Source organism: Nanhaiella sioensis, assembly GCF_046557775.1.
GTDB classification, from domain to species: Bacteria; Bacillota; Bacilli; order Bacillales; family SM2101; genus Nanhaiella; species Nanhaiella sioensis.
On the sequence record NZ_JBKAEG010000002.1, the window covers coordinates 1 to 13,532 of the forward strand.

Sequence of the window (13,532 nt, forward strand, 5' to 3'; positions counted from 1 at the left end):
TTCCTTTTCAAATGAAATGACAACAAATGTCGTAATAAAAGCTCTAGAAAACGCTTACGCAACTCAATTACCACCCGAAGGGTTAATTCTACATACTGACCTAGGGTCACAATATACAAGCCAAGCATTTACTGACCGTATTAAATCTTATGGTATAACACACTCCTTTAGTCAAAAAGGGTGCCCTTATGATAACGCCTGTATTAAATCATTCCACGCTATATTGAAGAAAGAAGAAGTAAATCATGTTCAATATCTAGACTATAAAACTGCCAATATCGCCATCTTTGAATTTATTGAAGCTTGGTATAACAGAAAAAGAAAGCATAGTAGCATTGCATATAAAACACCTCAAGCAGTAGAAGAACTATTCAAAGACTCTGCATAAAACTTAATCTTTTTGTGTCCAAGATATTGACTCAAATCCAATATAAAGGTTGGAGTTATGAGTTGATTGATATTTGTCTATGTTTATATTGTTATTATATGTTTTTATATGTTTTTATTTTGTTTATTTGTTTACTAGATTTATAATCCTTGGGAGAGTAAGGATGGAAGGACTTTATAGCTACCTATTCGATGTGATAAGTCTATCATTTCGGTGAATAAGTCTATTAAATCGATATTATATGGCTATAAATTTAGTGTAATATGTCTATTAACTCGATGTGATACGTCTACTTAAACGATAGGAAGGTATCTGTTACAAGATAATATGTCTATGATTTCGGTGGATAAGGGTAAAATTTGGATTATTCTTGTCTAGTTCTTTAAATTATATAGTTATATTTAGAAAATATACCCATTTTTATTAAGAAAATTTCATTCCATAAGATTATTAGCATCGTTTTGATAGACATATAAATTAGAAAACGAAAAAACGATTTCTTAAATAGTGGCACGGCATCATTGAGGTAGCTATATGTCTTTAACTCTTATATTATCTATGATAATAACCATCTAATCACTATATTTACCAAAGTAAATCTTTAATAACAGAAGAATAAGATCCATTTAGAGAATAAATAAGTAATATATATGTCTAGTAAAACGATGTTAGATTGTTGTTCAGTAAAAAAAATTTTAGCATCTAATAAGTAGACATATGAAACTGATTTTTTTTAGACATTCATTCCTTTTTACCAAAAATGCAGTCATATTTCCATAAATACCTAATAATAAAAGGTTTTTACGCACCGTTAAGGTAGACATATACTATTTTGACTTAATATTAAAATTTTTCATTACACCGAATAGGTAGACATAAGAGATTTCTTTCGTTTCAGGATATCAAACTTTGTAAATTAACGTGGATTATTACTATTATTTGTACTATATTGTAATTATACCTATGTGTTAAGGAGGCAGAAAATGGTGGATGCAGAAGCAATACAAGAGGAGCAACTTACATTTGATGCTGATTTGGTAGAAGCAGATATTAAACCATATTATTGGGTCAATCAATCCAATGCTTTAATTAATATGAGGCAGAACCTATCAATTAATGAGAGAAGACTATTGTACGCTTTAGTTTCATTGGTTCAGCCTGAACATAAGGACTTTAAAACATATACCTTACAGACAAAGGAATTGGCGCATTTATTTGGCATTTCAGAAACAGGATTCTACGAAAGAATTAGAGAAGTTGTTCAAGGCTTAAATAATAAGCCGCTATCAATTCAACGAACAGAAAACAATAAACTTGTAATAGATGATATATATTGGGTACAAAGAGCATCGTATAAAGAGGGACAAATAAAAATTAAATTGTCTGAGGATTTGGCTCAATTTCTATTAAATTTAAAGTCATATACTAAATATCAACTTTATAACGTATTACAGTTAAGGTCGGAATACTCCTGGAGGATATATGAACTATTAAAAGAGAGAGAGCCTTGGCATCAACGGATTATTAAAGTAAAAGAGTTGAGACACTTATTAGGTATACCCGATGATAAATTGAAGCTCATGAAAAATTTCCGTTCAGTTGTTCTTGAGAAAGCGAAAAAGGAAATTAGTGAGAAAACAGATATAAGATTTGAATATGAAGTACATAAAAAGATTGGTAGAACCATTGATTCATTTATTTTCTACATCTACAAAAATACGAATAATATTGAGATGAATATATCAGAGGAAGCAGTAGATTACGATATACAACTAATGTTGAGTCGTTTAGTATCCAAGGGTGTTAGAAGAGAAAAAGCAGTAGCAATTATTAAAAAGTATCATCCAAAGTATATAGAGGACAATCTGCGTTATGTCATGCGAATGGATAATCAAGTCCTAGGTAATGTTGCAGGCTATATAGTGAAAGCTATTGAAAACAATTATGCGGAGGTTTCATATGAAGTAGAAAGTAATGATAATCCGTTATATAAATTAGCAATCGGAAACGTAGCTAGTCGAATAAAAGAGTTAACTAGTAAAGATATAAAAGAACTGGAGGAACTTTATGATCATTTCATTATAATGATTAAGAAAGTAAATCCAGAAACGAAAGCAGATGTTGATGAAATAGCTAGAGAAAGAGAGAAAGTCTTATTCAACAAATTTGATAGTATTAATCAATATCGTATAGACAATCGATTACCTCCATTATCTGAATTGGATTTAGAAAAAACGAAGGTAATACAATTATATAAAAAATGGTATGAAAATCATATCGATGAAATGCCATATTAGAAAGATTGAAAAAAGTGGCCATATGAGGCATTGTTACAACACATATAAAGTGTTTCTACTAAGCTTAGTATGGCTTCTTTGTTAGTTTTTATCATTTTTCGGTCAGAAGACTCCCACTTCAAATGGAATCAATGCGAAACGAGTGGAGGTTAAGTGTGTATCCTCTGACTGTTAGTGTAAGCCAAAACTCACTTTTACCTCTTTGTCTAAAAATATTACTACAGAAAAGTCATACCGAGTACATCAACAAATTAATGACATGAAACTGATAGGTTTGTAATTGAACAGTATTTTTCCAAAGACATTTGATGAAAAACGAATATTAAAGAACAAATGAAATTATAACTACCGTAATGTTATTTTTTATGCTAAGGGAGAGAAGCAAGGAGTCCTCGATTTTATATAAGCATATAATATTTACTATACCATTTTCTTCGAATAGCTCTCTTGGAAACTTGCCTTTGTCTGTAATAAAAATATGTTTGAAATCCTCTGTATAAGTAATTCCTTTTGAGCTTACTGATTTAACATAAATGTTAGAAGATAAAAATTTGATCTCTTTCTCCGAAAAAATCTTTTTACTCATAGTTTTCTCCATTATACAAAAATGTACCCTATAGAGAGACTTTTTTATAGTGTCTACTCTATAGGGTACATTTTAATATGAGCAGGGTTGTTAAACGAAAAATATACTTACCACACATTGAATATTTCTCAAAGACATATGAATTATTCGTATAACGTAGTGGCACTTTACCATAACCAGCATTTATTTTAATTTGAGACCTAGCATCTATAACTTCTTTTATTTAATTAAATGTTTCTATCCCTCACAAATGTACAATTCTCCTCGAAGTTTACTTTCATTTATTCCTTGGTTAGCAAGAGAATTTAACGAAAAACTAGATTCTAGGGAATGGAGGTGAATTAAAACAATTAACAGCACCAAATTTCCCATTCTTAGGCATACACTCTTAGAGGATATTTTAATACTAAATAATATTATTTCGAATAAATCGAAAAAAAATATTAATAATAGTATTAATAAGAACCTTTTTCTTGTATTATTTCACAAAAATTAAATAAGAGGTGATTTGGTGACCGCACAACTAGCTCTTTTAAATAAAAATGGCATTGCTTTAGCTACTGATAGCTCTCTAACAATTGTAGGTAATAACAACAAAAAAGTTTTTAATACAGGGGATAAGTTATTCCAATTATCAGAATACAACCCTGTTAGTATAATGATTTATGGCTCTGCACACTTAATGGGTATACCATGGGAAACCATAATTAAGTATTATAGAAAGGATTATTTAAGAGATATATCATTTGATAGCTTAAAGGAATATTGCATAGATTTTTTTAAATATATAAGAGAAGCTCCATTACTAAATAATAATTATTCTAGAGAAAAGCACCTTATTCAAACATTAGGAGTTTATTTAAGGAAATTCTTAACCGGTGTCGATAAAATAATGGAGGAAAATGAAAAGGATGAAACTGTTGCTAATGTTATTCATAGTGAGCTAGATCGTCTATTATCAATGGTTATTAACAAAATCCCTTTTAGCGAAGGTTTTAATGAAAAGTTTGTAGAAAGGAATTTAGTAACACTTGATGCGATACTTGATAACCTTATTAATGACACATTAAATATAGAAGTACAATCTAATACCAGAAAAAAAATAAAGGAGCTATTGATTTCTTGTTTAGCTAGAGAGTTCTATGAAGATACATCTACAGGTGTAGTGATAACAGGATATGGAGAAGGAGAAATCTTTCCATCACTTTATGAATATAAAATTGAGGGTATAATTCAAGGTATATTAAAATTAAAATTGGAATCTAGTACAACTATATCTTCTGAGAAGAAAGCTGTTGCACTAAAAACTTTTGCTGAAAAAGAGATGATTGAAACTTTTATGTTAGGTATTGATCCGAACCTACAAGAAGAAATACTTAAATCTTTCCGAACTATCATCTTAGAAAAATATCCAAATATTCTCACTGAGGATTTAGGTATTACTTTACCAAAAGATAAAGAACATAGTTTAGTTAAATTGTCTTATCAATTATACAATGTAGTTAAACAGAATATCCAAATGTACCAAAACCACCATTGTACTGCACCTATTCTTAAAACTATTGAACAAATGCCTGAGGAAGAAATGGCAATAGTAGCTGAAACATTAATAAATTTAACATCATTAAAGAAGAAAGTTACAATGTCTACTGAAACAGTTGGTGGGCCAATAGATGTTGCCTGTATCTCTAAAAATGACGGTCTTATTTGGATAAAAAGGAAGCATTATTTTAATCCAGAATTAAATTATAGATATTTTAGCCAGCTTAACTTTGACTAGTGTTTTTGAGAAGTTCATTTTTGTATTTTTAATTGCGAATTGATTTTTAAAATTGGTGTTTTACCACATTATACTTAAAGTTTTATCAAACTGACCATAGGGTACTGTACAAACTTTTTCAAATCTATTTTATTACACTAATACAAATTCTTTGTTTTCTAATAAGTACAGCAAATTGTCTATAGTAAACAGACAACAATTTTTGTACTAGCAAAGACAGTAATGCAATATTAATATCACATGGCAAGCTGATAATTATAACCTCTTTGCGAGTGATACATTTGTAGAAAATAGGGCTACAATTGTAGAGAATGATTCAGTAATTGCTAGTACTGGAACCAGATGGACATACAATTATAATACATTTCAACCTACCACAGATGGCACATCAAAATCTTTTGGCTTAGCGCAAGTTTATCTCTCCCTAAGCATCAGTAGTATGACCATGAGTGCAGAGGGCACTATGGTCTTTTTTATTGTATACAGTTACCACTTTTTTACGGTTAGAATATCATAATTGCAGGAAAATGCACAATTTCACTAATTTCATTATATTTTTTCAAGTCCACAATAAATACACTTTCTCCAAAAAAGTTTCTTCTCAAATATAGAGTGGGGTTTACAATTTTGTTATCTTTTCACATTGTTTCTGATTTTAAAAAATAAGTATAAGAAAGGGACTATAGGGAAATTATAATTTTAAGGCTTGTATTAATACTTTTAATTATAATTTTTAATACAAGGGGCCGTTTCATAACATCAAATTCTTTAAGTATGCTTTTTCATGTTCAGCAAGTGTCCACCTCTTTGTAAATGCACGGCCCCTTCTGTTAGAAATTATACATAATATAATGATTAAATTGAGGGAACGGTGAAAATCCTCAAAGTCCAACCATGTTCTTTTAAACAGGGTGAATTATTTCCAAAAATGTAATATAGAAAAGCTGTTATTACATACTCATAAAATACGGTTTAATCTTCTACTTCTTACTATTTTAAATCACAGTTTTTTATCAAGACTTTATAATGAAGGGGGGAAGGATAGTAAATCAGAAGTATTTCGCATGATGGTAATCTAAAATTGTATCATGAGGAAAAAAATGAGTCCGCATAAACTCAATTTATTATATATATAACAGGAAGGAGGATTGCAAAACCTATAGAGATAATTATGAAATTCAATTGAATTGCTGCTACAATTACGTTCCATATTTCAATTGACATCTTTTATCACCCGACTTTACACATTAATTGTTGTTTATTAAAGACTAAACTTGAAATTTGAGTAAGTCTTTTTATACTTATTAGTATTAGTATATCCCATTAAATTTATAATTCCCTTTTTATAACTTCTTATACTAAGTTTTTTCAAAGAGGATATGAGGTGTTTAAAAAGTTTTGACAATGCACTAAGAAATATCATGATTTATAATGGAGTATCGAAAAGTTGTCTTTACTTATAAGAAGATATGTTGTTAAGTAATCATTGAAAATACACACTTTGCTTTAAGTGAGGTGAATAAAATGGCAGTAATCCCTTTTACAGAAAAGGATGTAGAACTACTTGCACGATTAATCCGTGCTGAAGCAGAAGGAGAGGGTAAACTTGGCATGCTCATGGTTGGAAATGTTGGAGTAAATAGGGTTAAAGCCAGTTGTTTAGATTTTAAGGATATTAAATCAATCTCAAAAATGATATACCAACGCCCTGGCGGATTCGAAGCAACAATCAAAGGGTACTTTTATCAACGTGCTAGAGGATCTGATAAAAAATTAGCAAAAAGAGTAATCAATGGAGACAGATTTGATCCAGCTACTAATGCATTATGGTTCTTTAAACCTGAAGGAAGTTGTCCTGCCCAATGGTATAATCAATGGAATACTGGACGCTATAAATCACATTGTTTCTTTGCTCCTGTAGAATCAAATTGCCCTGAGGTATATTAAATATCCTTTGTGAACTTATCAGACTTAGTTTGCAGAGAATAATCAAGTTTTTAAAAGCTCATTTATGAGGATAATTGAACCTTGTTCAATTATCCCTTTTAGATTTATTTACTCTGTTTCTATACTGATTCCCCACTTCTGGAGCTTTCATACTCCCTATCTTTTGTATTAGTTTTTACTGTTACCTTTCTTTTTATTATTTAAAGACGTAGCTGAAAAAAGAAATGTTCTTTTGTTTTATACTTATATGTATAAAATAAATTGTGCTTTGATTTCATAGTTCTGAAAGATCCTTCGTAACCTAATTTTAATAAATGTTCACCACAGTTATTTATTCCTATTTTTCTTTAGAAGAACTTGGCATAAGTGGAATATATTAGATTCAATGTCCTTCAATTCATCTTTCTTTAAACACCATCTTAATATTTAATGGGATATTGTTGGATAATTTTACTATCACTATCGATTATAATTTCTTGAACAAATAGGGAAAGATTGAGAATAAAGAAAAATCTAATTTGTTTATAATGTGATCGTAATGGAGAAGAATAAAAAATGGTGGATAACCATTTGGATTGAAAGATACAGTTGTAGGTTAAAGTTCGCAATTTGAACCTATTATTACTCAACTTATTTGAAGGATAAACCTGATGGGTGTGTAGTATGTTGTGGAAATCCATTGTACATTGAGCGAGTTAAAAAACATAAGATTGGTATAGTAAAAACAGCCCTCACCGTATTTTATCTGAAGGTTGATGGAACGCCTTTCTAACAATGTTGAAGCTGAATTGAATTAAAACAGCAGGAAGAAAACATGAGTACAACTGTAATTATTGTTGTTCATTTTTTAAGAAGGCAGATTTTTTCCTTTTAACGACTTTTGTTTAAAAATATGTATAAAAAGAAATTCGTAGGGAATTATATTAAGGATCATACTAATACTATTTTTAAATTTAATACTAATACAAGGGGCTGTTTTACATATAGATGTTTTGTGTCAACTTTCAACAAGTTAGCATTTCCGTTAAGTAAGTGAACGGCCAACTCATTTTAGAATCACGGCCCCTTGTGTTAGAAATTATAAAACATAATTCTATAAGATAGGAACAGTATCATTTAAAGCTATCTGTAATTTAAAGAACTTAGCTAATACTTTTCCGAGTACCCTTTAAGGTAACAAAGCCATAATAAATAATTGTTAACAGAAGGGGCCGTCGTTTGCCATATAATTCTTCCTCAGATTATGATGACATATAACGAAAACGTATTCAGCCTACGTGTCCCTCGGCCCCTTCTGTTAGAAATTATAATAATATAACACTTTAAATGAGGGAGCGTATCGTCCACCTACGCTATGCTCCCTCATTTAGGGTGATAGTAATTCCTCTGAGTCCAGCCCTGTTCTTCATTGAACAGGGCTAACATTTATGCAAATGTTCTACACATTCTCAGAATACTATTGCAATGGAGAGTATCAACGTTCCGATACAAGTTGATAGCTATACCGAGAAAATGTATTGGGGGAACAGAATGTGGTGGTAATTCAGCAAATTACGAAAAAAATTTATAGGGACAAAAAAACATAAGGAATATTGTTGTTTATTAACATGATAACTTAAGTGACACCTATACATCTAAACTTGAATTATATATTGATGATGTATTGATAGATACACAAGGTGTTAAAAACTATGGAGGTGTATTATACAGAGACTAGGGCGGATTGACACAACTAAGTATTGGGGATTTCAAACATATTAGGAGAATATTTCAACACAATGATTTAGTCAGTCAATTAGTTCCAGTTCATCAAACAATCAAATTGGAGATTTTTTGTTTAAAAGCTAGGTGGGGCCAATTAGGGCGGACTATTTCATTTGATTTAAGCACAGGTACACTGAGGGAATGGTCTATTGTGTGCGACCGTTGATGTGTTAGCACCTTCGGTCTTTCCTATTGTATACAGTTTGTACTTGTCTATTATTAGAATATCAAAATTGTTGGGAGTTAACCCTATTTCAATTCTCTCATGATCGTATCCACTATTCTTTTTGTCTGAGTATACATAGAACGTATACGAAAGAAGCTGAGTGAAGGTGTAGGGGAGCACTCAAAGTAACAATACAGAAATCTAACACTTCATGGAGTTTTACAACATAACCAAATAATAGGTGACTAATTACATGTAGAAATAAGGTTGGATATTAATTTCTCAAATTTTAAAGGATTAAAAAATGAAGAAAATATAATTATTTTCATAATATTTCAATTTTACTTATATAGTTTTCATTTCTATACTCCCAAGCAAAATTTGATACAGGTTATATTTTTACTACAGTCATAGCTGACCGTGCATTTAATAATGAACACCCAAATAAAAATTACATATACATAACTATCAATACCCTGTTCTTATACAGGGAGAGTAGGACTTGCTGTATTGTCCTTTTTTCATATTAGTATAAAAAAATGTTTATTGGAAATTATAATTTTAGGGTACTACTAATACTTTATTTCCTTTTTTGGAATAGTGCCTTTCGGTTTGATACAGAAATACAATATAATTTCTAACACAATGAACCTTATTACATTTAGGTGTTTCGATAATAGTAAGAACTTTTCTATGTGAACAATTTATCATTAACTCTTTTGATACACGATGTATCTATTGTTAGAAAATATATTATGGTTAGGTGGAGTACCTAGCTCTGAGTACGATCACAATTCCTAAGTTGACATTCCATTCAATCCAGCATCAATTTATGATGTTGAAAACTCTTATACATTCTAAGGAGGATCAAATTTAATGGGCAATGAAGAAAGGATATCTATAAATATCAGTGATTTCCAAAGCTCCGATCTAGCAACTATTCAAAATACTAATGAATCTTATAATGGACTACCAGTGATTGAAATAGCAGCGGGTGCACCGAATGTAGGGGTAAGCAAAACCATCGACGTCATACCAAGTGATGACACTTATACCTTTGGACTATGGATGAAAATGAAAGGTGATTCGCAAGCACAATTTGTTTATTTACTTTTAGACACTGCTCCTTTAAATACGGATGATTTTAGTGTACCAAAAAGCGTCAGGAAATTTGATTTGACCAGCGAATGGAAGTATTGTGCTGTAAGTCGCTTCTTTGATAATACTCCAAATAGTGTCACAGCTACTATCTACCCTGCAGGTGTTCAATCTGGTACTGTTACCACTGTAGGACTAATAACAAAGGTAGCATCCGGACTACCTGTAGGGCCTGTTGTCCTAGCCTCAGGAGCAGAATTAATCAAAGTTTAATACACTGTGAACTCTTACCACGGAAATGGATTGAAGATGATATACCTTCGTATAATAGATATCAATCACAAGGGACAACGTTTTCCCTAGAATTTCAACAACTACTTAATTAGAGGTCATGTCGAATGTGGGATTGTAGAATAAGTACATAATTTACTGATACTACTAGTTATCCATTTAGGTACTTTCATGAAAAACAGTTTACATAGAAAAAGCATCTATTGAAAAATGTATCATACCATTCGATTTGCTTTTAAATTGAGTTCTTGAACAACCTTAGTTATGTTTGAAAATTTAAAAGGTTTAAGTATAAAAATAACAAGGACTCTATTAATACTTTATGGTTATTGTTCATGTGTTCTATATGTTATCTGTAATCATGCCTTAGCTTAGTTTAGAGCATTAGTAACAAACAATACTAATATTAGGATGTGGAATATGGATACTAAAGGTTGGGATGTAATAAATGTATGTTCTATAAATGAAATAAATCAACAACTACAGACTAATATGTCAAAGGTTATTTCTTCATTTCATTTTGTAGAAGATGCGATAGAATTTTCTGGGGAATTTAATGCTTGGCAGATCGTGTCTGGAGGATCAAATTCGCTATTAAGATTTGAAATACCAATAAAAAGTGGGTTTTTAAAGATCGGGACTGCAGAAGCTGTCGATTTAAGTGGTATCAAGCCAATAATGGAAATGCAGTTAAAATTTATCGACAATGTATCAATTTCAAATGTTAAAAACCTTCAATTTAATGTTGAAGTGATTGGAAATCAACCTGGAGATACGACTCCTGGTGCAGTGACGACCGTTACACCAGATAAGACAAATAAAATTGATGCATCTAATATTGCTTGGGGCATACTAAATGGGTTATTTCCAAAGTTATTTCTACAAAATAAAGCTCAATTATCTTATATATTTTCTAGTGTAAGTTTTAATGGTTTACAAGATTCTCCTCCACCCGTTCAGCCCCTCATAGTGGATCCGCCGAAAAACTTACAGATTACGATGAAAACTGATAAAAGTGTTTCATTAAAATGGGAACCACCAACTAACAGCTTGAACTTAGTAGGATATAAAGTATTAAGAGATGATGGTATTGAAAGAACAGTTACTACACCAAGTTATGAAGATTCAGATCTCATGTCTAACACTTCATATAGGTATACAATTAAATCTTACGCTGAGGATGGTGCAGAGTCTGAGGAATGTTCTATAGAAGTAACAACGGTATCATCATATTCAAAAATTCTCAAAAACGATTACGAAATAGAATTGGTTGAAAATAATGGGAAGCTGGCCATCTCCTTTAAACCAAAAGCAGTAGCTTCTTCTGTAGATTTTCATTATAAGATAAATGATGAAGTCCAACAAAATGTAGGTACATTACTGTACGATGAATTATGGATCTATACCATCTCGAATTTAGCTAAAGGAAGTGTAATAAGCTATTCCTATACATATACAGTGGACTCTAGTTCCTATGATTCTCCGGTAGATAGTTATACAGTAAAATCAAACTTAGAAGAGATTATCTTAAGTAGAAATACAATTAATGAAGGTGACTATACAATTGATATTTTTGATGGGAACGATACTGTAGGATTTATATTCACTCCAAGAGAATTGTCATCTTTTGTAGATATTCATTACACAGTGAATGAAGATGTCCAGCAAAATATAAAAATTTCACAGAAGGATGATAATTCTTGGAATTATACCATTCCAAATGTAAGTTCAGGTAATAAGATTACAGTCTACTATACGTATACCAAAGATGACTTAGCTTATGATTCTCCAATATATACTTATATAATAAATTCATTAGATGATAATCAAAATGAGGAGAATTTCGTTTCACCTAAAGATAGTTTGGAGAAAGATAACCGAAATGAGGAAAATGATATCACTTCATCAAATAAATTTAAGGTTAATGAACTTCCAGAAGAACTAAGTTGGTTAGCTCCTAAAATGGTGAAGTATCTCTATCAAGAACCATCAAAGGGGGGGTTAGGATATTTATCTCTTTTGTCAGTAAATACAAATAAGAATATAGACGATTTGCCAGAAGCGATTGATTCAACGCTTCTAAAAGAAAACTATGGGGTTTTTATGTTAATATCAAATGAATTGTTTTTAAAAAATATGATTATCTGTGAATTACCAGATTCATTTGGGAATGGCGCAACTTCTTCTAACTTTGTATATGCCCCTACCACAGGAACAATAGGGGAAATACAAAATAATGGGAATTTAAGCTGTGGTACAGTAAAGTGGGGTGCAGATACCTACCATCCCAAGTTGACTTCATTAAGTATTTTTGTACAAGATAATGATCTTCTATTTGAAGCTTCTGGTGAATTTTCAGTTACTGGCTTAGCTAACGCATCCGTAACGTTTACTATTTCAAGTAAAAATAAATGTAGATTTGACCCAATAAAAAAAGAAATCTATTTTGTTAAAGACCCTAATCCATCTATAAGTTATAAAAAACATATACCATGGTATGATTATGTACTTGGAATTTTAGCTGGAGCAGTACCTCTTATGATTATAGATATCGTAATTGATAAAGTTACTTCTAAGGTTAGTGAATCTGTACGTAATTCTCTTTATTCCGGAAATGCTACCTCTTTTGTAAATGATTTAAGTGTAAATTTTATTACTTGGAATGGTTTGAAAGATTTATCAGTAGAAGAGGCAGGGTTATCAGAATCATTTTACATTAGAGGGGGTACAGGTGGAATTTAATGGTTTAAAGGGTTCATAAATTAAATATGAGACATCTGCACAAGGATCAGCTAATGATTAAGTCGGTGAAAACACTTATGTCATAGTATGGGAGGATAGAACGATAAACAAAGTCCATGAATCAGGTTTTTAACATGTATAGAATGTTGGAACAATTGAAGGTATTCCTTTGTTTGGTATGAAAGTATGAACAAAAAGATGGCTAGAATTTACAAGTCATCTTTTTTTATCAATATTTTGGGATATTACTTCGTCTTTTACTATTCCTTTTGTATTCACAGTAAATATAAATAATTCTCCAGGTAACTCCATACCAATAATACCTGAAGATGACGCAACATTATAACCGTTTTGATGATTAATTTAGCTCTTTTTTATATCCATCATTAGGCTTTTCCGAGCGGGAAAGCTCATTCCATTATGTGTTGGATGATAGTGTTGAAAGATGAGGTGTAGTTTTTGCAACATTAATT

Annotated in this window: 6 protein-coding genes and 1 pseudogene; 6 read left to right on the top strand and 1 reads right to left on the bottom strand. The window is 30.9% G+C overall.

Going from position 1 to position 13,532, the window contains the following annotated elements:
• Both V1503_RS23440 and V1503_RS23445 read left to right on the top strand, forming a co-directional pair.
• On the top strand, positions 1–388 hold a 388-nt coding region (locus V1503_RS23440; protein ID WP_410629522.1), incomplete at its 5' end, for a DDE-type integrase/transposase/recombinase.
• Between the two features lie 983 nt (positions 389–1,371).
• Positions 1,372–2,685 carry a replication initiation protein gene (locus V1503_RS23445; RefSeq protein WP_410629523.1) on the top strand — a complete coding sequence of 438 codons (1,314 nt, stop codon included), beginning with the start codon at positions 1,372–1,374 and terminating at the stop codon, positions 2,683–2,685.
• A gap of 424 nt (positions 2,686–3,109) precedes the next feature.
• Here the strand turns inward: V1503_RS23445 and V1503_RS23450 are convergent.
• Positions 3,110–3,283: pseudogene (locus tag V1503_RS23450) on the bottom strand (IS3 family transposase); the annotation flags it as partial.
• A 499-nt stretch (positions 3,284–3,782) separates the two neighbouring features.
• On the opposite strand from V1503_RS23450, the gene V1503_RS23455 reads away from it, so the two are divergent.
• From V1503_RS23455 to V1503_RS23470, 4 genes are all read left to right on the top strand, one after another.
• On the top strand, positions 3,783–5,051 hold the full coding sequence (locus tag V1503_RS23455; protein WP_410629525.1) for a hypothetical protein: 1,269 nt from the start codon (positions 3,783–3,785) through the stop codon (positions 5,049–5,051).
• Between the two features lie 1,524 nt (positions 5,052–6,575).
• Complete coding sequence (locus V1503_RS23460; RefSeq protein WP_410629527.1) at positions 6,576–6,998, top strand: cell wall hydrolase; 423 nt, start codon at positions 6,576–6,578, stop codon at positions 6,996–6,998.
• Positions 6,999–9,804: 2,806 nt separating this feature from the next.
• Entirely contained in the window at positions 9,805–10,299 is a 495-nt protein-coding gene (locus V1503_RS23465; protein ID WP_410629529.1) for a hypothetical protein, read from the top strand.
• Positions 10,300–10,737: 438 nt separating this feature from the next.
• Positions 10,738–13,059, top strand: a complete 2,322-nt coding sequence (locus V1503_RS23470; protein ID WP_410629531.1) for a TULIP family P47-like protein — start codon at positions 10,738–10,740, stop codon at positions 13,057–13,059.
• The last annotated feature ends 473 nt before the right edge of the window (positions 13,060–13,532 follow it).